The organism is Komagataeibacter europaeus LMG 18890 (assembly GCF_000285295.1).
Taxonomy (GTDB): domain Bacteria; phylum Pseudomonadota; class Alphaproteobacteria; order Acetobacterales; family Acetobacteraceae; genus Komagataeibacter; species Komagataeibacter europaeus.
The window spans coordinates 22,655-46,904 of sequence record NZ_CADP01000006.1 but is presented as its reverse complement, the minus strand read 5'-3'; the positions used below and the strand labels follow the sequence as shown (position 1 = coordinate 46,904).

General features: G+C 62.0%; 21 protein-coding genes, 1 tRNA gene, 1 pseudogene and 1 riboswitch. Of the genes and pseudogenes, 15 read left to right on the top strand and 8 right to left on the bottom strand.

What is annotated here, in order from left to right:
* Positions 1-96: 96 nt before the first annotated feature.
* From GEU01_RS04220 to GEU01_RS04180, 9 genes are all read left to right on the top strand, one after another.
* Positions 97-690, top strand: a complete 594-nt coding sequence (locus tag GEU01_RS04220; RefSeq protein ID WP_019085068.1) for an RDD family protein — start codon at positions 97-99, stop codon at positions 688-690.
* 191 nt (positions 691-881) lie between these two features.
* Positions 882-3,437 carry a mechanosensitive ion channel family protein gene (locus GEU01_RS04215; protein WP_026018488.1) on the top strand — a complete coding sequence of 852 codons (2,556 nt, stop codon included), beginning with the start codon at positions 882-884 and terminating at the stop codon, positions 3,435-3,437.
* Positions 3,430-4,164 carry a 2OG-Fe dioxygenase family protein gene (locus tag GEU01_RS04210; protein ID WP_010509085.1) on the top strand — a complete coding sequence of 245 codons (735 nt, stop codon included), beginning with the start codon at positions 3,430-3,432 and terminating at the stop codon, positions 4,162-4,164. Before GEU01_RS04215 ends, GEU01_RS04210 begins: the two co-directional genes overlap by 8 nt.
* Positions 4,164-5,234 (top strand): hypothetical protein, encoded by a 1,071-nt coding sequence (locus GEU01_RS04205; protein ID WP_019085066.1) that lies wholly within the window; start codon positions 4,164-4,166, stop codon positions 5,232-5,234. Before GEU01_RS04210 ends, GEU01_RS04205 begins: the two co-directional genes overlap by 1 nt.
* 205 nt (positions 5,235-5,439) lie before the next feature.
* Positions 5,440-6,576 carry an MlaE family ABC transporter permease gene (locus GEU01_RS04200; protein WP_019085065.1) on the top strand — a complete coding sequence of 379 codons (1,137 nt, stop codon included), beginning with the start codon at positions 5,440-5,442 and terminating at the stop codon, positions 6,574-6,576.
* A gap of 5 nt (positions 6,577-6,581) precedes the next feature.
* Positions 6,582-7,394, top strand: a complete 813-nt coding sequence (locus GEU01_RS04195; RefSeq protein ID WP_010509078.1) for an ABC transporter ATP-binding protein — start codon at positions 6,582-6,584, stop codon at positions 7,392-7,394.
* Entirely contained in the window at positions 7,394-8,359 is a 966-nt protein-coding gene (locus GEU01_RS04190; protein ID WP_019085064.1) for an MlaD family protein, read from the top strand. The genes GEU01_RS04195 and GEU01_RS04190 overlap by 1 nt, the downstream gene beginning before the upstream one ends.
* The gene (locus tag GEU01_RS04185) at positions 8,356-9,033 is read left to right on the top strand and encodes a PqiC family protein (protein WP_010509075.1); all 678 of its coding nucleotides are present in this window, start codon (positions 8,356-8,358) and stop codon (positions 9,031-9,033) included. The genes GEU01_RS04190 and GEU01_RS04185 overlap by 4 nt, the downstream gene beginning before the upstream one ends.
* Positions 9,034-9,270: 237 nt before the next feature.
* Positions 9,271-9,687 carry a hypothetical protein gene (locus tag GEU01_RS04180; RefSeq protein ID WP_019085063.1) on the top strand — a complete coding sequence of 139 codons (417 nt, stop codon included), beginning with the start codon at positions 9,271-9,273 and terminating at the stop codon, positions 9,685-9,687.
* A gap of 56 nt (positions 9,688-9,743) precedes the next feature.
* Here GEU01_RS04180 and GEU01_RS04175 read toward each other — a convergent pair.
* A tRNA-Gly gene (locus GEU01_RS04175) sits at positions 9,744-9,817 on the bottom strand.
* Positions 9,818-9,931: 114 nt separating this feature from the next.
* Positions 9,932-10,012: riboswitch (SAM riboswitch) on the top strand.
* A gap of 125 nt (positions 10,013-10,137) precedes the next feature.
* Here GEU01_RS04175 and metZ point away from each other — a divergent pair.
* The 3 genes from metZ to folE all read left to right on the top strand — a co-directional run bounded on the left by metZ (position 10,138) and on the right by folE (position 12,498).
* Complete coding sequence (gene metZ / locus GEU01_RS04170) at positions 10,138-11,340, top strand: O-succinylhomoserine sulfhydrylase (protein WP_019085062.1); 1,203 nt, start codon at positions 10,138-10,140, stop codon at positions 11,338-11,340.
* Between the two features lie 84 nt (positions 11,341-11,424).
* A complete protein-coding gene (gene apaG / locus GEU01_RS04165) occupies positions 11,425-11,835 on the top strand; it encodes a Co2+/Mg2+ efflux protein ApaG (protein ID WP_019085061.1) in 411 nt (136 codons plus the stop codon).
* 57 nt (positions 11,836-11,892) lie between these two features.
* Positions 11,893-12,498 carry a GTP cyclohydrolase I FolE gene (folE, locus tag GEU01_RS04160; protein ID WP_010509068.1) on the top strand — a complete coding sequence of 202 codons (606 nt, stop codon included), beginning with the start codon at positions 11,893-11,895 and terminating at the stop codon, positions 12,496-12,498.
* A gap of 75 nt (positions 12,499-12,573) precedes the next feature.
* Here the strand turns inward: folE and GEU01_RS22270 are convergent.
* Positions 12,574-13,150, bottom strand: a pseudogene (locus GEU01_RS22270) (DJ-1/PfpI family protein).
* Between the two features lie 25 nt (positions 13,151-13,175).
* Positions 13,176-13,730, bottom strand: coding sequence for a molybdenum cofactor biosynthesis protein B (moaB, locus tag GEU01_RS04150; RefSeq protein WP_026018487.1), 555 nt, complete (start codon positions 13,728-13,730; stop codon positions 13,176-13,178).
* 262 nt (positions 13,731-13,992) lie between these two features.
* Between moaB and GEU01_RS04145 the strand changes: the two genes are divergently transcribed.
* The 3 genes from GEU01_RS04145 to GEU01_RS04135 all read left to right on the top strand — a co-directional run bounded on the left by GEU01_RS04145 (position 13,993) and on the right by GEU01_RS04135 (position 16,963).
* Positions 13,993-15,471, top strand: coding sequence for a carbohydrate porin (locus GEU01_RS04145; RefSeq protein WP_026018486.1), 1,479 nt, complete (start codon positions 13,993-13,995; stop codon positions 15,469-15,471).
* Between the two features lie 45 nt (positions 15,472-15,516).
* Positions 15,517-16,500 carry a phosphotransferase enzyme family protein gene (locus tag GEU01_RS04140; protein WP_019085057.1) on the top strand — a complete coding sequence of 328 codons (984 nt, stop codon included), beginning with the start codon at positions 15,517-15,519 and terminating at the stop codon, positions 16,498-16,500.
* 277 nt (positions 16,501-16,777) lie between these two features.
* Positions 16,778-16,963, top strand: a complete 186-nt coding sequence (locus GEU01_RS04135; protein WP_019085056.1) for a hypothetical protein — start codon at positions 16,778-16,780, stop codon at positions 16,961-16,963.
* Between the two features lie 57 nt (positions 16,964-17,020).
* Here GEU01_RS04135 and GEU01_RS04130 read toward each other — a convergent pair whose 3' ends face one another.
* The 5 genes from GEU01_RS04130 to budA form a co-directional block, all read right to left on the bottom strand.
* Complete coding sequence (locus tag GEU01_RS04130) at positions 17,021-17,464, bottom strand: NUDIX hydrolase (protein WP_019090977.1); 444 nt, start codon at positions 17,462-17,464, stop codon at positions 17,021-17,023.
* A gap of 252 nt (positions 17,465-17,716) precedes the next feature.
* Positions 17,717-19,411, bottom strand: a complete 1,695-nt coding sequence (locus tag GEU01_RS04125) for an alpha-keto acid decarboxylase family protein (protein ID WP_019085054.1) — start codon at positions 19,409-19,411, stop codon at positions 17,717-17,719.
* Between the two features lie 135 nt (positions 19,412-19,546).
* Positions 19,547-21,280, bottom strand: a complete 1,734-nt coding sequence (gene dld, locus GEU01_RS04120; RefSeq protein ID WP_019085053.1) for a D-lactate dehydrogenase — start codon at positions 21,278-21,280, stop codon at positions 19,547-19,549.
* A 203-nt stretch (positions 21,281-21,483) separates the two neighbouring features.
* Entirely contained in the window at positions 21,484-23,175 is a 1,692-nt protein-coding gene (alsS, locus tag GEU01_RS04115; RefSeq protein WP_019085052.1) for an acetolactate synthase AlsS, read from the bottom strand.
* An 80-nt stretch (positions 23,176-23,255) separates the two neighbouring features.
* Positions 23,256-24,059, bottom strand: coding sequence for an acetolactate decarboxylase (gene budA / locus GEU01_RS04110; protein WP_026018484.1), 804 nt, complete (start codon positions 24,057-24,059; stop codon positions 23,256-23,258).
* Positions 24,060-24,250 lie beyond the last annotated feature (191 nt).

The following is a 24,250-nucleotide window of genomic DNA, read 5'->3' as shown; positions in this document are numbered from 1 at the left end:
TGCGGGCGCGCGCTTTTTTCCTGTTCCGTTGCGCACGCAGCGATGGCATTGCTGTCCGGGTATACCCATCACGTCTGCCAGACAGGAACAGCCTGCATGACAAACCCGTTTTTCCGCCCTGCCTCCACCCCACAGGATGTCTGGACCTATGGGGGGTTCTGGATCCGGGTCGTGGCCTATGTGATCGATTCCATCGTGCTGTGGGCGGTGCTTGGCCTGCTGGGCATGCTGCTGGTGCCGCCCAGTCTCTCGATCTCGATATTCGACCCGCGATCGATGGGGGGCAGCGGGGGGGATTACCGAATCTCCTATATCCAGCCTGCCGACTACACCATCCTGTCCAGCACGCCCCACCTGCACTGGAACGGCAACGGGCTGTTCGAACTGATTACCCTGCTGCTGCCCGCCGCGTATTACATCATGTTCGAGGCGTCATCCCTGCAGGCCACGCCGGGCAAGATCATGTGCAGCATGCGCGTGACCGACCTGTATGGCAACCGCATCACGCTGCTGCGCGCGGCGGGGCGGTATTTCGGCAAATACCTGTCGGCGCTGATCTGTGGGGTGGGGTTCCTCATGGTCATGTGGACACAGCGCAAGCAGGGGCTGCATGATATTCTGGCGGGCACCTGCGTGATCCGCCGCGAAGCCCGGGCCGCCGCCCCGACGCCGCCGCAATGGGGCGGCTGACACAAAAAAACATGACAAAAATGCAACCTTCCCGCCTCTGCCGGCCTTCTATTCTGATATTGAATGTTTTTCCCGCAGCATGACGGTCCGCCCCGCGCAGGAATGCGCGCGGGCGTTTTGGTGTTATGGCGGGGATCCTGACGCTGCGCTGCGCCGGGGTTCCTGATTTTCCAAGGAGGTGAACAATCGGCATGTCGGCCCATTACGCGACAACGGTCCATTCCGCTCCAACCCGGTCCAGACGGGGCGGTATCCTGACATTGCTGGCGGCCTTCATGCTGGCGCTGCTGCCGTGGGCCATGCAGGCCCGCGCGGCGGACACCGACCCGGCGACACAGGGCATAACCAGCCAGCAGGCGCAGCAGGTCCTGTCGGTCATGAACGACCCGCAGAAGCGCGAGGAATTCACCCGCACCCTTGACGCCATCGCCAAGGGACTGCCCGCGCCCAAGCCGGCCCCCGCCGCAGCCCCCGCGAAAAAAGCCGCCGCCCCCGCCGATGTGTCGCTTGAACCCGACAGCATCAGCAGCGAAACCATGAGCGAACTGACCCACATACGCGACCTCGCGTTGCAGCAGGGCCAGAACTTCATGGGGCTGTTCAAGGATCTGGCCTTTGTGGGCCGGTGGGTCCACTCCATCCTGTCCAATGCGGATTCGCGCCGGATCCTGCTGGATGCGATGGGTCGCGCCAGCATCATCTTCATCCTGGCCCTTGTCGCCGAACGCGCGTTGTCCATCGCCATGCGCAAGCCGCTGGCCGGTGTCACCGCGCGCGCGGTGGCGACCGAGCAGCGCCTGAACCAGCGCCTGAAGCGTGAAGACCAGGCGGACCAGAACCAGCCTGCCCCGCCGCCCGCCTCCACTGCCGATGCACAGGCCGAACAGCAGACCGAACAGGCCCGCCAGAACGATGACCGCCAGCAGCATGAAACGCTGCGCATCATCACGCGCATTCCCTATTCACTGCTGCACCTGCTGATCAAGCTGCTGCCGGTCGCCCTGTTCTGCGGGCTGGGTTATGGCGCGTCCGCGCTGTTCACCTCCACCCACCAGGCCGCGATGGTCACCATCACGCTGACGAACGCCTATGTGATTGCGCGCGTGATCTACCTGCTGCTCGAGACGGTGTTCGTGCCGCATTCCCCCACCATCCGCCTGTGCAGCGCGTCGGATGCCACGGCGCGCATGGTCACGCGGTGGTGGAACTTCCTTGTCGCAGCACCTTCCATCGTGGTGTGCCTGTCCACGCTGGGTGGCGTGTTCGACATGCCGGCCCGTGGCACGGAAGCCATCATCCGCGCCGTGGTGCTGATCGAACATATCCTGATCGCGATCTTCATCTGGCGCATCCGCCACCATGTGGCCGCAGCACTGCAGCCATCGGCGCGCCTGCGTGAAAAGCCGTTCTGGATCTTCGTGGGCAGGATGGTCCGCTTCTGGTGGATCCCGGCCATGTTCTTCGACCTTGCGCTGTGGCTGGTCTGGGCTACCCAGATCCGTGGCGGCTATGCCTGGATCCTGCGCACGCTGTCGCTGACCATCGTGGTCATCCTTGGGGCGCGGCTGCTGTCCGTGCTGGCCTTCAGCATGCAGAACAAGATTTTCCATGTGCCCGAGGCCACCGAAAAGCGCTATCCCGGCCTGCAGGCGCGCGTGGACTACTACTACCCCATCGCGCGGCGCGCGCTGTCGGTGCTGCTGACATTCGTGACCATCGTGCTGCTGCTGCAGTCATGGGGCCTGCCCGCGATCCGCTTCTTCCTGCATGGTTCGCTGGGCACCAAGATCGTGGGCGCCATGCTGACGATCATGATCGCCTACACCATCGCCATCGTGGTGTGGGAAGTGGCCAACGCCACGCTGCAGAACCAGATCACCCGGTTCGAGACATCAGATCAGGCATCCCGCGCGACACGCCTGCGCACGGTGCTGCCGATCATCCGCACGGTGCTGCTGACCTTCATCATCATCATCGTGACCGTGACCACGCTGTCGCAGATCGGCATCAACGTCGCCCCGCTGCTGACCGGCGCGGGCATCATGGGTGCCGCCATCGCCTTCGGTTCGCAGAGCCTGGTCAAGGACTTCATCACCGGCTTCTTCATGCTGGTGGAAAATGCGATGCAGGTGGGTGACTGGGTCACCGCAGGCAGTGTCGCGGGCACGGTGGAACACCTGTCGATCCGCACCCTGCGGCTGCGCGCGGTGAACGGGGACCTGCACATCATCCCGTTCTCCTCCGTGACCTCGATTGCCAATACCTCGCGCGATTACAACCTTGTGGTGGTCAGCTTCATGCTGGACCTGTCGGAAGACCCGCACCGTGTCGCGGCGATCCTGAAGGATGAACTGTCGCTGATGCGCAAGGACCCGGTGTATGGTCCGCTGATCAAGTCCGACTTCTCGTTTCTGGGTGTCGAGCAGGCGGACGGGAACGGGGCCAAGTTCCTTGGTTCCATCCGCACGGCAGCGGGCGCGAAGTGGAAGGTCTATCGTGAATACTACAGCCGCCTGGGCGCACGCATGGTGAAGGAAAAGGTCGCATTCCCGATCCCGACTTCGGTCAACCTGCTGGCCAATGGCCCGAGCGGCGCGCTGCGCATGAACATGGAGGAAGATCCGGCCACGCTACTTGCCGCGCGCGAAGCACAGCCGGACGCGCCGAAACCGGCGGCCCCGAAGGCCCAGGCCGATGGCGACGGACAGGCGGCCAGCCCCAAGGGAAATGAACCCTCCAATGGCTGACGGCACGCCCACGCTGCTGGCGCGGCTGGAATCCCCCCTGCGCACGGATGGCTTCGCCTTCGTGCCAGCGGGGGAGATGCGCCCCCTGCTGGAACAGTACGGGCTGCGGGACTGGGCCAGTTTCGCCGCCAGCTGGAACCGGCTGGGGCTGGATCGCTACATGGCGGATGGCGGGCGTTACCGCCGCCGTCGTCATGCCACCTTCGCCATCAGCGACGGTGGCATCCAGCGTAAGAAACACCAGCCCCATTACCAGAGCCGCGATTACAACGAACTCAATGGCGGGATCGAACGCTGGTTCCGCGCGGTGGAACCGGAAGTGGGCACGCACCCCGCACTGCGCGCCATCCTGCGGCTCATGCACCGGATCGTCGCCGACCTGACCGACCCGGCCAGCATGCCCGATACATGGCACACCGAAATCCACCAGTTCCGGATCGAGGCGCTGGATGACAGTCCCGGCCAGCCCACGCCGGAAGGGCTGCACCGCGATGGCGTGGACTGGGTCATGGTCGTAATGATCCGGCGCGAGAACGTCATGTCTGGCGAAACCGCGATTCATGACCTGCAGCGCACCATGGTGGGCAGCTTCATGCTGGATGAGCCGCTGGATACGGCGGTGGTCAATGACAACCGTGTCTATCATGGGGTGACGGCGGTCAGGCCCCTTGACCCCACGCGACCGGCCTATCGTGACGTACTGGTCGTGACATTCCGCCATCAGTGATGCAGGCGCGGTCCGGGGCGTGGAAGCATTTCTGCACGCTTGCGCTGGGGACCATGCTGGCGCTGGGCGGCGGGCTTTATCTGTTCATCGTAACGGTTGACCCGTGGGACGTGCTGCCCCTTTCCCCCCGCCTGCCCCGCATTCCCATTACATCCAACGCCCGCTACACCATGCCCGCGCTGGCCCGTGACCCGCGCTTCGATTCCGTCATGCTGGGCACGTCCACCAGCAGGCTGATCCAGCCCGCCGTGTTGGATCACGCACTGGGCACGCATTTCCTGAACATGTCCATGAACAGCGCCAGCCCGTGGGAACAGGCGCGCGAACTCGACATCTTCCTGCGCGCGCACCCCGCCCCGCGCATTGTCATGATCGATGTGGACGCCGCCTGGTGCCATGAACGCCCCGGCAGCCTGACATCCCCCAACCGGCCGTGGCCGGAATGGATGTACGGCCATCCGGCCTGGACCGGCTACCTGCACATGGCAAGCCTGTACGCCCTGCAGGAAGCCACCAACCAGTTCCTGTGGCTGGTGGGACTGAAAGCCCAGCGTTTCGGCCTGGATGGCTACACCAGCTTTGTCCCGCCCGATGACCGATATGACCGGCTGCGGGGGCGGGTCCAGGCCGCCTTCGACCACTGGGCGCCGCCTGACAATACCCCGGCGCCACCCGGCATGGCCGGGACACCACCAGCTACCATGGCGCTGCTGGATTCAATGGTCGGGCGCATGCCTGCCTCCACCATCCGCATCCTGTGGTTTCCGCCTGCATCCGCCTTCCTGCACGGAACGGCGGACAGCATTGCTGCGACCCGGCTGCAGGCATGCAGGCTGGGGGTGGAAAGGATCGCAGCCCACCAACCCAACGTGATCGCCCTTGATTTCAACCATGACGGCCCACTGACGGAAAACCGTGACAATTTCTGGGATCCGCTGCATTACCGACTCCCCGTGGCCCGGCGGCTGATGGCAGATATCACGGCTGTCGTGCAGGGCAGGCCGGTTGCGGATCCAGCGCTGGACAGGCTGCATGACCCGCATGACGGCCCCGATATGAGCCGACCGTAGCCCAAAGCCATGCGCTGCCATCGCGGAACCTCCACACCGGCGGGGCTTGTGCCGGGCGGGTCATCTGGTATGGAAAACAGAATATCATGGGGTGCCCGCCATACGCATGCGCGACGCAGTCATGTAACGTGGACGGGGATCATTTTGTGCATGCCGCCCCCGTGACCGGGCAGGCAAGGTTGCGGCACTGAGGTTGGAGAGGCTGGTGAATACGTCCGTCAATGGTGCGCCGCAATGGCATCTTCAGCCCGAGGCGAACCGGACCCTTGTCACGCTGTCAGGGGACTGGATTGCACAGGAAGGACGCACACCCGCCTTTCCCGCCGGCGCCCTGAAGGATGTGCCGCATGATGAGCCGGTCGAATTCCGCACGGACCAGCTTGGCAGGTGGGATACATCGCTGATCAGCTTCCTGTGGGAACTCAAGCGCAGCGCGCGCGAAGCCCATGTGAACGTCGACACCAACACCCTGCCGGAATCCGCGCACAAGCTGCTGGACCTGCTGCCTGAAATCCCGCCCGAACCGACACCGCCCCCGCCCCACCATTTCGCACCGGTGGCGGCGGTGGGGCAGTTCACGCTCGATACCCTGAACGAGGTCGGCTGTGTCAGCGAAATGGGCGCGGCCGCGGCCCGGGGCGGCCTCGCCTCGCTGGTCGGGCGCGGGATGATGCGCACCGTCGACCTCATGTCCGACCTGAACGCGGCGGGGCCTGCGGCGCTGCTGATCGTGGGCGTGGTGAATTTCCTGGTCGGCGCGATCCTTGCCTTTGTCGGTTCGGTGGAACTGCATAAATTCGCGGCCGACATCTATGTCGCAAGCCTTGTGGCCATTGCCATGGTGCGCGAGATGTCCGCCGTCATGACCGCCATCATCATGGCCGGGCGCACGGGTGGCGCCTATGCCGCGCGCATTTCCACCATGCAGGCCAATGAAGAAATCGACGCGCTGCAGGTATTCGGCATTCCGGTTTCCAGTTACCTGATCCTGCCCTCGGTGCTTGCCCTCGCCTTTACCATGCCGCTGCTTTACCTGTACGGCTGCCTGATCGGCATGCTGGGCGGGTTCTTCGTATCCTACATCATGCTTGATGTATCGCCGCTGGGCTACTTCCACGAAACGATCCAGGCGCTGCCGCTGGACCAGTTCACCTTCGGCTTCATCAAGAGCTTCGTATTCGGCACCTTTGTCGGCCTGACCAGCTGCCGCATCGGGCTGAAGGCCGGGCGCAGCGCCACCGACGTGGGCATTGCCGCGACCAAGGCCGTGGTCGTGGGCATCGTGGGCGTGATCGCCCTTGATGCCGTCTTCGCGGTTATCGCCAATGTCATCGGGATCTGACCGCCATGAATGATACGAACACCCAGATGCCCGCCACCGATGACCGTCCGGTGATGATTTCCGTCGATGACGTGACCCTGGCCTTCGGCAGCAAGGTGATCCAGCATGACGTGTCCTTCCGTGTGAAACGGGGCAGCATCTTTGCGGTCATGGGCGGGTCGGGCTGCGGCAAGAGCACCCTGCTCAAGAGCATGATCGGCCTGCTGCGCCCCACCCATGGCACATATCTGGTGGAAAAGGACAATTACTGGGCGGGCGACGATGCCAGCCGCGTGCGTATCGGGCGGCGTTTCGGCGTCCTGTTCCAGAGCGGCGCGCTGTGGAGTTCCATGACCGTAGGCGAAAACGTCGCCCTGCCCATGCAGATGTTCACCAGACTGAAACCGGACGTGATCCGCCAGCTTGTGGAACTCAAGCTGGGGCTGGTGGGCATGCTGCACGCCATTGACCAGTATCCTTCCGAACTCAGTGGCGGCATGCGCAAGCGCGCGGGCCTTGCGCGCGCCATGTCGCTGGACCCCGATATCCTGTTCTTTGACGAACCTTCCGCCGGGCTGGACCCGATCACATCCGCCCGTCTGGATGAACTGATCCTGAACCTGCGCGACGGGCTGGGGGCGACGATCATCATCGTCAGCCATGAACTGTCCAGCCTGTTCCACATCGCCGACGACGGCATTTTCCTTGATGCCGACCAGAAAACCGCCATTGCCCACGGCTCGCCGCGCTGGCTGCGCGATCACTGCACCGACCCGATGGTCCATGCCTTCATGCACCGTGAACAGCTGGACAGTTCCAGCTCCGCTGGAAACGGGTAATGCCAGTGCCCGGCAGGCAGACGCTGATCGGTTCAGCCGTGCTGGGGGTTGCGGCCATTGCGCTCGTCATACTGGGCGTAAAGGGATCGCTGCCCCTGCCCGGCCGCACCAGCGAGGCACTGGTGATTTTTGAAAGCCCGACCAACGGGCTGGACATCGGCTCCCCCGTCAATTTCCGGGGCGTGCCGGTGGGTGCCGTCGAACGCATTACGGTCAAGGTCGATCCGGCCAGTCACCATACCTACATGCCGGTCTATATCCTGTTCGACCCCAATCATGCGCCCGGACGCAGCGATCTGCCGCCACTGCCCGAACTGATCAGTAACGGCCTGCGGGCGGAAATGACGCTGCACAGCCTTGTCACCGGGCAGACCGAGCTTGACCTGGACATGGACCCCAGGACACCGGTACGGCTGCATCCCGGCCTGGTGGACACGGACCTGACGGAAATACCGATGGGACAGACGGCGCTGCAGCAGATGGAGACCATGCTGATCGCAACTTCCGTCCAGCAGTTGCACCATGACCTGCAGACCGCGATGGCCAGCATCCGCAAGCTGGCGGAAGACATGAATCGTGACCTGCCGGGCATGATCGCCAGCATCCGCACGACATCCGCACGCAGTGAGGGGGCGGTGACCCAGATCCGCGCGGCCGTTGCGGATGTGGAAAACCGCGCCAGCATCACCATCAACAGGCTGGACAGGCTGATCGCCACCAACAGCCAGCAGTTCGCCGCACAGCGGGCGGAGCTTCTGGCGCTGATCGCCAATACCCGCCAGACCATGGCACAGGCGCATGAAACCCTTGCCAGCCTGCGTACGCTGACTGACCCGCAATCACGTGACAGGCTCAATCTGGACGATACGATGCGTGATATTATGGAAGCAGGTTACGGGCTGCGCGGATTCGCCAATGAAGTCGAAAGTAATCCGCAACTTCTGCTGATGGGACGCAATAAATGAAAACGCGCCAGCCCGCCGTCTCCCTTTCACGTCTGTATCCGGCCCTGCGGGCAAGTGGCGGATTACTGCTGTCGGCGGTCATGCTGTCGGCCTGTTCCTCGGCCCCGGTTCGCTTCTATACCCTTGGCGCGCCTGCCGTGGCCGTCGGCGCGGAAAGCACCGCCACCCAGCCCATCACGGACAGCACGCCCGTGATCGAGGTCGAACGCGCGCGCATGCCCGATTACCTGGACAGCCAGGACATCATGGTGCGCAACGGCCATGAAATCGAACGCAGCGGGCTGGGTCGCTGGGCCAGCCGCCTGTCGGTGGGCGCGACCGACCTGATCACCGCGCGGCTGGCGCAGAAATGGCCGAACCTGTTCGTAACCGACCAGAGCCAGCCTGACCGGCCGACATGGCGGCTGCAGCTCAATATCAGCCGCCTTGATGTCAGCCGCGACGGCAAATCCGCGCTGAATGCCGACTGGGCCATCATTCCGGAGGATTCGCGCGCCTCCATCCTGCGTAACCGCACCACCATTGTCATGGATGGCAGCACGGCCAGCAATGCCAACATTGCCAAGGTGACCGAAAGCCTGCTGAACGAGCTGAGCGACCGGATCGAGGCAAGCTGGCCCAGCACCACGGCACCACAGACCGCCATGACCTTCCATCGCCATACCAAAGGCTGACCCTGTGGCGGGACAGGTGCGGTCCTGTCCCGGCCTGGCTTGACCGCGGGAGGGGAAAACGGACCGCGACACCCGGCCCGGTCCGTACGGATGGGGAACCTTTCGGCATGAAAGGCATTGGGTGCGCAACCGTGTCCAGTCTGCCGGAGTATTGTCATGTCCCAATTTTCCCGTGCCCTTCGCAGGGCTGCCTCTGCCGCCAGCCTGTCTATCGCGCTCGGGTCATCGGGGGCTGGCATGGCGGCGGAAAGCGGGCCGGTTCTCCTGGCGCAACATCCCGGCACCGAACTGGACCGGCAGGCCCGCAGGCTGGTGGCGCAGGACCTGCATGATGCCGCGAACCGGCGTGAACAGCCCGTACTGCTGACCGGATCGGGCCTGCTATCGGACAACCCGCGCCGAATGGCGCTGTTTGTGCAGTTGCAGTCCGCCAGCCTGTGCGGATCGGCGGGGTGTTCCACGTCCGTGTACCTGCCCGACGGGCATAAATGGACACTGGTGCTGGATTCCGTCAGCGGGCCGATCACCATCACCCCGCAGGTGCATGACAACATGCATGACCTGCTGGTGGATGAGACAGATCGCTGGATCTGGAACGGCACGACCTACATCGATACGCAGGCAGCGCCCGAACCTGCGCCCACAGGCCAATAGGCGGCGGCCACGTCCTGAGCGATCGATCCTGTAAATATGGAATTCCGGGGGAATGGTGGAGCGGGTGAAGGGAATCGAACCCTCGTATGCAGCTTGGGAAGCTGCCGTTCTACCATTGAACTACACCCGCATGCCGGCCCTCTATACTGCACAACCCTGACGGATGCAATCACCCCTGCCATACGGGCGGCAGTTGACGCACCCTGCCCTGATCCGCAATAAGCATTGATGTCCGGCGGGCTTCCTGCCGGGCCCTCGTGATTTGATGCGGCCGGCTTGCGGCGAGGTAAAACATACGCGCTAAAGAGGCCTGATCCCGCCCGCAAGGGCGCGGGCATCATGGTTTCCACGGTCGTGAACCGCCTTTGGGGAATGGGCTGCCGGAACAGACCGGCGCTGACCTCTGCCCGTATTCACGCCCATCCCCGTTCACAGGAATTGCCATCCGCCATGACTGACCAGCCTGATCCCAAGTCCTTCCGTCCCGCCACCCGCCTGATCAATGCGGGCCTTGAGCGCACACCCTATGGCGAAACCAGCGAGGCGATGTTCCTGACCTCCGGCTTTGTCTATGACAGCGCGGAACAGGCCGAACGCACCTTTACGGGCGATGTCTCGCATTACCAGTATTCGCGCTTTGGCAACCCGACCACATCCAACCTTGAACGCCGCCTGTGTGACCTTGAGGGCGCGGAAGCATGCGTCCTGACGGCGACAGGCATGGGGGCCGTCTCCTCCGCCCTGCTGGCGCAGGTGCGCGCGGGAGACCGGGTCGTGGCGTCACGCGCGCTGTTCGGGTCGTGCCACTGGATCGTGGCCGAACTGCTGCCGCGCTACGGTGTGGAAACCATATTCGTTGATGGCGGCGACATGGCGGCATGGAAGGAAGCGCTCGGCAAGCCCACGCGCGCCGTGCTGCTGGAAAGCCCGTCCAACCCGATGCTGGATGTGCTGGATATCCGCATGATCTGCGACCTGGCGCACCAGGCCGGGGCGACGGTGGTGGTGGACAACGTCTTTGCAACCCCGCTGTACCAGAAGCCGCTGGAACTGGGGGCGGACGTGGTGGTGTATTCATGCACCAAGCATATCGACGGACAGGGCCGCGTGCTGGGCGGCGCGGTGCTGGGCAATGCCAAGTGGATTGACGAGGTCCTGCGTCCCTTCACCCGCAATACCGGCAACAGCCTGTCCCCCTTCAACGCATGGGTCATGCTGAAAAGCATCGAGACACTGGGCCTGCGTGTAAACGCCATGACGCAGAATGCCGCGAAAGTGGCGGACTTCCTGGCGGAGGCGCCTGGCATCGTCCGGGTCTTCTATCCCGGCCGCAAGGACCACCCGCAGTACGAACTGGCGAAGAAGCAGATGTCCGCCGGTTCCACACTGGTGGCGTTCGAGGTCGAGGGCGGCAAGGAAGGGGCGTTCGCCTTCATGAACGCGCTGCGCCTGATCTCGATTTCCAACAACCTTGGCGATGCGCGCTCCCTTGTCACGCATCCGGCCACGACCACACACATGAAACTGGCGCCCGAAGAACGCGCCCGGCTTGGCATTACCGACGGGGCGATCCGCTTTTCCGTCGGGCTGGAAGATGCCGACGACCTGATTGACGACCTCAAGCGCGGCATCGCGGCGCTGGCCAACCGGTAAGCAAGGAGCAGTCCCGTCATGAGCAAGAACAGGCCTTTCCCTCCCCCCGGCGGGGAAGGAGCGGAGTCCCCGCTGGGCGAGACAATGGACAATACCCCCTGTTTCGAAGCGACGACCGATGACGTGCGCGTGGTTGTCCAGACCTTCTGGCTGGATGACCAGTCGGAACCGGACGAACACCGTTATGTATGGGCTTACCGGATCCGTATCGAAAACCATGGCACGGAACAGATCCAGCTGCTACGCCGCAGCTGGCGCATCGTGGACGGGAAGGGACGGATCGACCGGGTGGAAGGCGACGGCGTGGTGGGGGAACAGCCCCTTATCGACGCCGCGGCCAGTTTCGAATACATGTCCGGGGCCGCCCTTGAAACGCCAACCGGCTTCATGGGGGGCATGTACCACATGATCCGTCCCGCCAGCCGGCAGCATTTCGATGTCAGCATTCCCGTATTCAGCCTGTACAGCCCGCATCACCCGACCGTTCTCCACTGAATTTTCCCTCTGCGGCGTGTCCGTGCCGGACATGCCCATGCAACAAGAACCAACAGCATGACTCCCATCGATTCCCGCCCCTCCCGCACGGAAGCAGAGGAGGCCGTCCGCACCCTGCTGCGCTGGGCGGGTGAAGATCCCGACCGCGAGGGGCTGCGTGACACGCCCCAGCGCGTCATAAAATCCTATGACGAGTTCTTCTGCGGCTACGCGGAAGATCCGGTCGACCTGCTGCGCCGCACTTTCTCAGAAGTCGATGATTATGACGAGATGGTGCTGCTGCGCGATATCCGCGTGGAAAGCCATTGCGAACACCATATGGTGCCCATCATTGGCGTGGCGCATGTGGCCTACCTGCCGCGCAAGCGGGTGGTGGGGATTTCCAAGCTGGCCCGCGTGGTGGACGCCTATGCCCGGCGTTTCCAGATCCAGGAACGGCTGACGGCCCAGATCGCCAATACCATAAACGAGGAACTGCAACCCTATGGTGTGGGTGTGGTGATCGAGGCATCGCACCAGTGCATGACCACGCGTGGCGTGCATCGTCCCGGCGTGTCGATGGTCACCAGCCGCATGCTGGGCACCTTCCGCACCAATTCGGATACGCGGCGCGAATTCCTGTCGATACTCAACCGTCCGGCCATGAACAGCAGCGGTATCTGATTGATAAAAAATAAAAGTTTTTGGGTGCCGCCTTTTTTCAAAAAGGCGGCATTCTTCTGTATCAATTACAAAACGCTATAGGGTGACTTTTGCCCCCAGCACGGCAATGAACTGCGCAAGCCATGCCGGGTGGGCCGGCCATGCGGGCGCCGTGACCAGCTTCCCATCGGTAATCGCGGCATCCAGCGCGATATCGGCATAGATGCCACCCGCCAGTTCCACTTCCGGACGGCAGGCGGGATAGGCTGAAACCTTCCGTCCCGCAATGATACGCGCTGCGGCCAGAAGCTGGCCTGCGTGACAAGATCGCGGCGATCGGCCGGTCGGCAAAGGCGCGGAGCAGTTCGATCACCCGCGCGTCCAGCCGCAAATATTCCGGCGCCCGCCCACCAGGCAGAACAAGGCCCGCGTAATCAGCGTGGCTGATATCATCAAACGTCGCATTCAGCGCAAAGCGGTGCCCCGGTTTTTCGCTGTAGGTCTGGGCGCCCTCAAAATCATGAATGGCGGTCAGGACATGCTCGCCCTTCTTGCGGCCGGGACACACCGCATCAACGTGATAGCCCAGCATGGTCAGGGCCTGATAGGGCACCATGACCTCATAATCCTCGACATAATCGCCAGCCAGAAAAAGCAGCCTTGGTGCGCTCATTATCCGTTTCCTTCCCGTTATCCGGTCAGTCGTGATGGTCGTCCGGGGACAGGTGTTCACGCAGCCGGGGCATGAGTTCGACAAAATTGCAGGGCACATGCCGGCTGTCGAGCTGCCAGACCAGTATGTCGTCCCACCCGTCCTTCACCGCGCCGGATGATCCGGGCAGCGCGAACAGATAGGTCCCGTTCGCGACCCCGGCCAGTGCGCGCGACTGGATCGTGGACGTACCGATTTTCTGGTAGGACAGCATGCGGAACAGCTCCCCAAAACCTTCGATCCGTTTTTCGATCACTTTATCGAAAGCCTCCGGCGTGACATCGCGGCCCGTCACTCCAGTGCCGCCCGTCGAAATGACGACATCCACCTGCGGGTCCGCCACCCACCCCGACAGGGTGGTGGCAAGGCGGTCGACATCATCGGGCACGATGGCGCGCGCGGCCACGACATGTCCTGCCGCGGTGATGCGCGCGGCCAGTATGTCACCGGATCTGTCCGTTTCCGGCGTGCGGGTATCGGATACCGTCAGCACCGCGATGCGGACAGGCAGGAAGGTTTTTTTCATATCAAGTCGCGACATGAAACCATGTTCACCATTCCCGCGCCGTGGCGTCAACGGGCAGCGCGGCAGGAGGGCGCGCCACCATTGCGACAGGGAAATAATGAGTAATATGTGAGAACAAACACGAAATTCTGATGTATTTGTGCATTGCACAAAAAAACATATGCATGAATAGTAACATTCTACATAAGTCTATTGATATAACAAAAAAAAATCCTTTACCGTTATTTTACAAAACATTAGTTTTTACATAATTCCCCTGCCAAGGTTTATATTCGGCATGAAATATGCTATCGATACGCGGATGACCAGAACGTTCCCCCGATTTTTTATACCGCTATCCCTGCTTCTTCTTGCGTTTTTCACCCATAGTGAAACCGCATCGGCACAGGCCATTCCCGGCGAAGGGCAGGGTGTGATCGGCTCCCAGCCCAGCCTGAACGTCAATTCACGACGTAATGTTCCTGTAAACGATCCGGGATCGTTTTTTAGCGCGCCCTACGGAAACCAGCATTTTTTCGGGGACTGGGCCGGACTTCAGCCCTTCCTGCTGAAACATGGCGTGCATATCGAAGCCGATGTGCATGAAGAACTGGCAGGCAACTTCCGCGGCGGCGCCAAGCAGGGCGTGACCGATGCGGGGCAGGTCGGCGTGGAAATCGATATCGACTGGCACAAGCTGGCCGGTGCACCGAAGAATTTCTGGACACATACCATGATCGTGAACGGTCATGGCCGTAATGACAGTACGGACTACATTCACGATTCCCTTGCCGGCGTGCAGCAGATCTACGGTGCCCGTGGTAACGTGGTTGCCCATCTGGTCTACATGTATGCCGAACAGTCCCTGTTCCATAACCGGCTGGACATCAGCGCGGGCTGGATTCCGGTGGGCAGCTTCTTTGCCGCATCCCCGCTGTTCTGTGACTTCATGAACGTGTCGATATGCGGTAACCCCGCACCGGGCAAATACGTGCCGGGCGGGCGTGACTGGCCCTCGGGTAACCTGGGGGTCGTGGCCCGCGTCATGCCGACGGTCGATACCTACATCATGGCCAGCATGTTCGCCGTATCGCCGCATTCCTATAACGGTGGCATTTCAGGCTGGTCATGGGCGCAGAGCGGCCTTGGCAAATTCTCCACCCCGGTGGAATTCGGCTGGCTGCCGGAATTCGGTCGTCATCATCTGGCCGGTCACTACAAGGCAGGCTACGGCTACGACAATTCCCAGTACAGCGACCTGTATCAGGACATCAACGGCAATTCCGCCGTGTTGACCGGCCGGCCGTTCCGCAAGCAGTCGGGCGTCAGTACCGCATGGTTCCAGGCAGACCAGATGTTCATGCGCAATGGCGCGGGTCCGACCAACGGCCTGATCGCGCTTGCGGGCTTCATGTATACGTCGGGCAAGGTCTCGGCGATGAAGTACCATGCATGGGCCGGCATCGTGGAAACCGGCGCGCGATGGGGCCGTCCGCTCGATACGGTGGGTGCGATGTTCCATTATTTCGAAATGAGCCGTGCATCCGTCCTGCAGCAGGAATCCTCGGTGCTGGCGGGCACGCCATTCCTGACCAACCAGTGGGGCAAGGCATGGGGCATCCAGACGCATGAGGATGTGTACGAAGTGTTCTACAACATCCACACCGCACGTGGCATGAGCTTCCAGCCGGACTTCCAGTACATCAACCGCCCCGGCGGCACCACGACCTATCATGATGCGGCGGTGATGGGCCTGCAGTTCAACTGCATCCTGTAACGCCCCCTTCATCAAGAGGATGTCCCACGGTATGGGAGGCGGATCATGACCGATCCAGCCTTCCTTTACCGACAGGCCCATGCGGCGCTGGTCGATTATCGCCTGCCGGACGCGCGGGCGACGCTGCTTTCCATTTCAGAAAATGTCATCTTCCGGATCGATGCGGGCGACGGGCGACGTTATGCGCTGCGCCTGCACCGGCCCGGTTACCACAGCGCGCCCGAAATTCGCAGCGAACTGGCATGGCTTGACGCCCTGCATGCGGCAGGGCTGGAAGTTCCCCTACCCATTCCCGCCCATGATGGCATGTCCCTGCGCACCGTGCGGTGTGATGATGGCATAATACGCCATGCGGTCCTGTTTGCCTGGATGGATGGTACCGAGCCTACGCCGGACATTGATCCCGCAGCGTTTGACCGGCTGGGCCGCATTACCGCGCGCCTACATGACCACAGCCGACACTGGACACGCCCCGACGGGTTTATCCGCAAGGTCTGGACACCCGACACCATGACCGGTCCCCACGCCCTGTGGGGACGATGGGACACGGTACCGGGCATGACCGAACCGGCGCGCAGCCTGATTGCAGACTGCGTGCGGCAGGTTGATGCGCAACTGGCCGGCTACGGCAGGCAATCCCACCGATTCGGGCTGATCCATGCCGACCTGCGGCTGGCCAATCTGCTGGTCAGTGGCAGGCAGACACGCCTGATCGACTTTGATGACTGCGGCATAAGCTGGTTCATGCAGGATCTTGCAGCGGCCCTGAGTTTCCATGAAGACCACCCGCATGTGTCCCGCTGGGTCGACCACTGGTTGCGCGGCTACAGCACGACAGGCGCCGTCACGCAGGCGGACCTGGACATCCTGCCCGCCCTGGTCATCCAGCGCCGCATCCAGTTACTGGCATGGACCGGCACACATCACGATACGCAGCAGGTCCGCAGCCTTGGCCCCGACTGGGCTGGTCGCACGCTGGGGTTATGCCATGCGTGGACACGGGGGAAACTACTGCACGATATCGGCTGAAACTGGCGGGAACGGTGGGATAATTAGATATTTTTTTAATTCATCTTTGCGAGGAATGCGCCCACATTACTTTTTGGAAACTTTTGTAATGCTGAGGACAGAATGCCGTTGGTTGCATGAGATCAATTAAATGTGACTTACAGAATCGCATTTGCGGCGTGGTATGTCTTTTATGCCTCATTCCTGACATGTATGGACGTTAGGTAATGTGTCGTTCGGTTAACAACCCGATTCACCGGAGCCCGTCCCGTCCTTGGCACATAACGGAAAAACAGCAATGACCCCTGCAGTTGACACGATCACTCCGTCCCCGGCAGCTTCCCCTGTCGTTGCCGCCGGGCTGTCCGTAGCCACCGATGAAATCCCGACCCGGTCGCAGACCACGCGCATGATCTATTCCCGTCACCGCCGTGCCCTGCGGGATTACGCCCGCACGCTGAATATCCCGACCGACAACACCTGATCCCCTGCGCCGTGTGGTCAGTTGACCGCACAACCAGCATACCGGCCACGATAAAAATCAAACTTTGATATTATTTTGTGCTGTTGCCGCCGATCTTGCCTGAAGGGCCTTCAGGGCATGACGGGTCGGTTCAGTCAGGTCAGCAGGTAACGCATCCAGTGCATACCACCGCGGACCTTCATGTTTCTCCGGTTCCATAAGGGTTGGCACGCCCTGCCACGACGTGACCAAATACACGGGCGAAATCCAGTGATACCCGGCATCGGCGTCCATCTGCTCCACAAGGCATAGCAGGTCACGGGCCTGAATGGTGATGCCCAGTTCCTCCGCGATTTCACGCTCCGTTCCGTCGGTCGTGGTTTCGTATGGATCCACCTTGCCCCCGGGCAGTCCCCAGCATCCGGCCTCTGGCTGTTTCAGGCGTCGCAGCAGCAGGATACGGCCCTTTTCATCTATGATGGCTGCCCCACATCCCACGCGTGGGCCGGTTATTGCTGTCATATTTTTACGTCTTCCTATTTTAAGAAACTTCTTCAAAACAACCGGTTGATAATAAAATAATAAAAGTTTTTGGATGCTGCCTTTTTCCAAAAAGACGGCGCCCTTTGAAGCTTTTTGCAAAAAGCTTCACCAAAAACTTCTTAATGATCTGCCGACTTTTAAAACAGCCTCTGAAAAACGCATCCCATACGACAAGGGGGCACCCGAAGGCGCCCCCACATGATCCTGTTCCGGCGTTACAGCCGTTCGCAATCAACGCGCGGCAGGCGGCCGGGCATTGGCGGTTGCAACGCGGCGACCCCACGAAATCAGGTCGCTGGTGCAGTCGTCACGATCGATCACGCATTCGATCAGCGTCGGCCCTTCCTTGTTCGCGACGGCCGCGGCAATGGCCTTTTCCATTTCTGCGCCGGTCGTGGCGCGGAAACCCTTGCCGTGGCCATCTTCCGCATTGAACACGTTCATGAGCCCGGCATAATCCCAGTTCTTGATGTTGTTGTACGGACCATCATGGATCTGGACTTCGATGGTGTAGCCACGGTTGTTGACCAGAAAAATGATCACCGGCAGCTTCAGCCTGACCATCTGGGCCACTTCCTGCGCCGTCAGCTGGAACGACCCATCACCAATCATGGCAATGATCCGGCGTTCCGGTGCGGCCACCGCATAACCGAAGGTGGCGGGCACGGACCAGCCGATATGGCCCCACTGCATTTCCAGTTCCACGCGCGCGCCGCGCGGCAGCTTCATCTGCATGGCGTTGAACCAGGAATCCCCGGTCTCGGCGATGACAGACGTGTCGGATGTCAGCAGGCCCTGGATCTGGCGGGCCATTTCGGCGCGTACCAGCGGCGCCTTGGGATCGGCCGCAGCCACCGGCGCTTCCGGAGACTTGATGCGGCGGTATTCAACCAGCGTCGCATCCTTTTTCGGCTGGCCCTTCAGCCGTTCGATCAGGCCATCGATCACGTCACGCAGGTGCACGCCGTCAAACGCCTTGCCCCCGGCCGCAATATGCCGTCCGTCCATCAGCGCCACGTTGTCGCCTTTGGGCCACGCGGTCCAGCCAACGGTGGAATAATCATTGAACACCGGCGTCAGGCACAGCACGCCATCCGCCCAGTCAAAGATCTGCTGTGCGCCGGGGCTGCTGACATCCCCCCAGTATGTCCCGGCATAGGCCGGATGGTCCTCGGGGAAGAAGCTTTTGGCCGCCGCCATGGAGGTCACGGCGCAACCCAGCGTATCGGCCAGACGGATGGCCGCTTCCTCGCAGCCTGCGGCGCGCAGGCGGCTGCCCACCAGCATGATCGGCTTCTTGCGCGCGGCAATGAAGCTGGCCAGTTCGTCAATCGCCAGTTTCAGCGTTTCCGGGTCGGATGGCGCATCCGCCAGGATCGCGCCAACCGGACCGGGACGCGGGCACGGCATGGGGGCGACGTTACACGCGATTTCGATATAGGCCGGTTTCTTTTCACGCAGCGCAGTGCGGATGGCATGGTCGATCAGCACCGGCGCATCCTCGGCCGAAGTGATCGAGACCGCCGCACAGGTCAGGCGCTTGGCGATTTCAAGCTGATAGCCGTAATCCGGCGTACCAATGGTATGGTGCAGGATATGCCCGCTGCCATGATCGTTGGAATTGGGTGCACCCGAAATCAGGATGACCGGCAGGTTTTCGGCATATGCGCCGCCAACGGCGTTCAGCGCTGACAACGCACCCACGCTGAAGGTGACGACAGCAGCACCCGCCCCGTTCGCACGGGCATAGCCTTCCGCGCTGAAACCGCAGTTCAGTTCATTACAGCAATAAACCTGCCGCAGGCCGTCAATTTCAAGAAGCTGGTCAAGCAGGACAAGATTATAGTCGCCCGCGACCGCGAAATGATCCTTGAGCCCGATCTGCGCCAGACGTTCACCAAGGTAATGGCCAACTGTATACGTCATTATTTCGACTTTCCTTCCCTTGTGTGGGGGCGCGGAAGACCGCGCCCTTTCCCCATCTGGGGGGGACCACATGGATGGCCCGCAACCTGGCCATCATGCCGAAAGGACAGCAGGGGCCGCATGCGCGGCCAGTATTCACCCTACACTTTCGGCAACCCAGTTCCGGCGCTTGGTGGCCTGACCAATGCCCGGATTGAAACAGTTGCATGGATCGAGCTGGCGGTAATGCGCCAGCACGTCATCAGGCGCCGCATACAGGTGCCCGAAATTATGTTCCGCCGGGTACCGCGCGCCACGTCTGTCCAGCAGCGGCAGCATGCGATGTTCCAGCGCCATGCAGTCATACCCTTTGTGGACCACATAGTCCTGATGCATCACGTGGCACAGGAAATGGCCGTAGTACAGCTTGACGATGATCTCGTCATTGATGTCCTTGGGCAGCACCTCGAACCAGTCCTGGTCATTACGGCGCAGGGCCACGTCCAGCGCCACGATGTTCTCGGTCGTGTCGGTATGGACGTTGCGGTAGCGCACGGCAGCGCCTGCGGCGGCAAAGCGGTGCAGGAACGCCTTCGATCCCTCATCGGGGGTGCATTCGAAGAAATCGCCCTCATGCGTCGCGAAATGGCTTTTCAGGAAATCCCGCGCTTCCTGCGCACCCGATGCACTGACCTTCAGCATCAGGTGATGTTCGAACCGGTCACGGTAGTCACGCATGCGCGCGGGCAGGTGCTGCGGGAAGAAATGGCTTATGAACTGCATGAACCGGTCGCTGAAATGCTTGGGCAGGAACCAGATCCTGTCCGCCAGGCGGTCAAACGCATTTTTCATCGCGAACAGGGCCGGCAGGCGCTTCGTGCCGATCATGCGGATGATGACAAACGTGTCCTTGCCATATTTCTCGGCGATGTTGAACGCATCACGATGCAGGTATTCGCCCGCGATCGGCAGTTCGGCAAAGGATGACAGGATGTGACGGCGCACGTCTTCGAGCACATCGGTCTGATTGGTGCCGATATAGAAGACGACGGGATCCTTTTCCGCCTCGAACGTATCAAGACGGACGGCGAACAGACCCAGCTTGCCCGCGCAGCCAGCCCCTTCGTGCAGGCGGCGCAGGTCGGCATTATAGCGGGCGGGCGTGTCGGCATTCACGTCACGCACATGCCGGGCATAATCGTCATCATGCCCGCGGCCCGCGTTCCAGTTGATGCTGGATTCGGGGAAGTTGCCTTCCTCCGCCCGCTTCAGGATTTCCTCGGGATCGCTGCCCAGTTCGATGCCGAGGTGGTTGACCAGTTGCAGCTCGCCCTTGTCCGAAACCTGCGCGAACAGCGCCATGTCGGTATAGGCCGGGCCACGGCGCACCAGCGCACCACCGGAATTGTTGCTGACACCGCCGAACACCGATGCGCCAATGCATGACGACCCGATGACCGAATGCGGTTCACGCCCGATGGGCTTGAGCATGTTTTCAAGCTGGTCCAGCGTGGCGCCAGGCAGGCACACGACCTGCTTGCCTTCGCCGATCAGGTGGATCGCGCGCATGCGCATGCTGTGCACGATCACCACGTCGCGGTCATAGGTATTGCCATCAGGCGTGGACCCGCCGGTCAGCCCGGTATTGGCCGCCTGCATGATCACGATCACACCCGCCTTCACGCAGGCCTGCAGTACACGCCACTGTTCCACCAGCGAACCGGGCATGACCACCGCCAGCGCACGGCCCTCGCCAAAACGGAATCCCCGGCGGTACGGCAGGGTTGCCCCGTCTTCGGTCAGCACGTGGTGGTGACCCACGACCTGCTGCAGTTCCGTAATCAGTTGCGCACCCGCAGTAGATGACATGTCCTGTGCCGCTTTCAGCATTTTATTTGTTCCTCAATCCCATTGCGGAACCTGTCGGCGGCCCGTGCCCGGGCCATGCCGCATTCCCAAAATGGCGTTTTATAGTCTGGCATGTTCCGTATCGGACGACGTGCGCATAAAATGCCGATGTCACATGTCCAAACAGAACGGCCCGCCCGCCGGTCAGGGCGTGGCGGGCCGTTTTCGTCACGCATGCGGCCGTTTTACGCGGCTGCCGAAGTTTCACCCAGTGTCGCCAGCGGCTTCATCAGCAGGTGATTCTGAGAATAGTCAACCGGCACCGAAATCACGACCGGACCTTCGATTTCCATGGCTTCGCGCATTGCGCCGGCAATCCCGTCGGCGGACTGCACCGAAATGCCGTGCGCGCCACAGGAACGGGCGAACATGGCGAAGTCGATCGGCCCGAATTCCACGCCGGAACCACGACCGTACTTCTTCTTTTCCTGCATCTCGACCATGTTGTAGGCCTGATCGACCCAGACCATGTGGATCAGGTTGCACTTCAGCCGCACCGCCGTTTCCAGTTCCATGCACGACATCATGAAGCCGCCGTCACCGGAAATGGAGATCACCTTCTGCGCCGGGTTGACCAGGCTCGCGGCGATACCCCACGGCAGGCCGACCCCCATGGTCTGCTGGCCATTGCTGATCAGCATCTGGCGTGCGCGGAAGGACAGCAGGTAACGCGCCAGCCAGATGTGGAAGGTGCCCATGTCAAGGCACATCGTGACATCAGGCGTCACGAACGGCTCAAGCTCGCGCACGATCTGCAGCGGATGCACCGCCGTGTTGGAGGTGCTGCGCGCGCCCGACAGGGCGGCCAGACGGGTCGCGTGGTACTGCGACAGGATTTCTTCCAGCTGCGGCGCGCGCGGCAGCTTGCCCGCCTGCGCTGCAAGGGCACGCACGGACGCGGCGATATCCCCCACCAGTTCAACCGCCGGGTCGTAATGCGTGTCCAGTTCGGCGGCGACCACGTCGATATGAACGATCTTGCGAGCGTTATCGACATTCCACAGCCACGGATCATATTCGATCGGGTTGTAGCCGATCGAGATCACCAGATCCGCTTCATGCAGCAGCTGGTCGCCCGGCTGGTTGCGGAACAGGCCGACACGACCGCCAAAACGGTCCGACAGGTCTTCCGACACGGCGCCCGCCGCCTGATAGGTGCCGATAACCGGCACGCCCGTGGTCGCGACCAGCGCGCGCACGGCGTCGGCCACATCGGGGCGGCTGGCCAGCAGGCCCAGCAGGATGACGGGACGCTGCGCCTTGCGCACCAGCGCCAGCGCCTCGTTCACGGCTTCAGCCGGGGCGGCGCCCGCGGTGGGCACCTTGCGGCCCGACAGCACCTTGCCTTCGGCCGGCATGGACAGGATATCCATCGGCGTGCTGACGAAGGCGGCACCCGGGCGACCACCTTCGGCAAAGCGCAGGGCGTTGGAGATGCATTCCGACACGGCGGCGGGGGATGTGATTTCCGCGCTGTATTTCGTGATCGGCTGGAACAGGGCGACCGTGTCCATGCTCTGGTGCGTAAGCTTCAGCCGGTCGGCCAGCTTCACCGCGCCACCAATCGCCAGCACCGGGTCGCCTTCGGAGTTGGCGGTGGCCAGGCCGGTCACGAAGTTGGATGCACCGGGACCGGATGTGGCGATGGCGACACCCGCCTTGCCGGTCAGGCGGCCAATGCCACCGGCGATGAAGGCGGCGTTCTGTTCGTGCCGGGTCACCACCGTTTCGATCGGGCTGTCCACCAGCGCGTCAAACAGGCGGTCCACCTTCGCGCCGGGAATGCCGAATACGTGGGTCGTGCCGTGTGCGACCAGGTTGCGCACGATCATGTCCGCCCCGCACTCAGGCGCGGCCGGTTTGTTCTTGTCAGTCATTATTTCAGATATCCTGAACGGGTAGGCGCCGCAGCCAGTGCGCGGGCGGTCAATCCAAGGGAGCGGGAGGGGAAAACCCCTCAGCCGCCTTCAGCCACGCGAATGGCTTCGTGAATGTTTTCGGGGGACAGGTTGGCGCGTGCGAACTGTTCCGTGCGGGGCAGCTGGATTTCCACATCGGAAATCACGCCGACTTCCAGCCTGCCCTTCAGCACGGCGTAATCGGTCACGTGACCGCCGCGCCGTCCATCTTCCGTCAGGAAGTGCAGGTGGTAACCCGCGACGTTCACGCCCTGCATGTAGCCCGGCGTGCGGAAGCCGAGCATGGTACCGGTGGAGGCGCCAAGCTGCATGGTGGGCTGGCGCGCGACCACGTCAAGCATGGGCGGATAGGGACGGCACTGGCAGAACACGGTGCGGGTCTCGACACGTTCGAACATGCCGGTAAAGCGCACGGCGGCAAACAGGTTGGGGTTGTTGACAAGCTGGTCGACAATCGCCTCGAACCCGTCCTTGTCGCGCGCGGTGTCGATCATGTATTCCTTCTCCGGGTTGAAGAAGGTGACGCATGCGAACGGGGTCTTGAGGTCGCCGGGCACGCGACCGGCCTGGCCATCGGCACGGAACTGATGGATCACGCTGTCATTGACGATCATCTCGCCATCCAGCGAATTGAAGGTGCCCAGCCCGAAATTGCCGTGCATCAGCAGTTCGTCAAGCGTGGTTTCCCCGTCGTACACCGCGTCAAGCAGCGCAGCCATGGTGGATGTCTGGTACAGGCGGTTCATGCGCGGACGCACCCCGGTCGCATCCGCGGCGCTGGAGCGGGTATCGACATCGCCTACCGAATAGCATTTCAGCTTCAAGACCTGAGTCTCCTGCATCGGGTGACAGCACGCCCCTGGGCGCGGCACTTCCCGGTCATGTGTGATTGCCCGAGGATGGTGAAGCAGGCGGGTTCTTACGTCCAATATATATTCAAGGCTCTTTCCATATATAAAAAATATGGAAAGGCCGGTCCCGTCCCGCTCCGTCTGGACTGGCGTGCAGCCCCCGCGCTTGCCCAAGGCAGCGC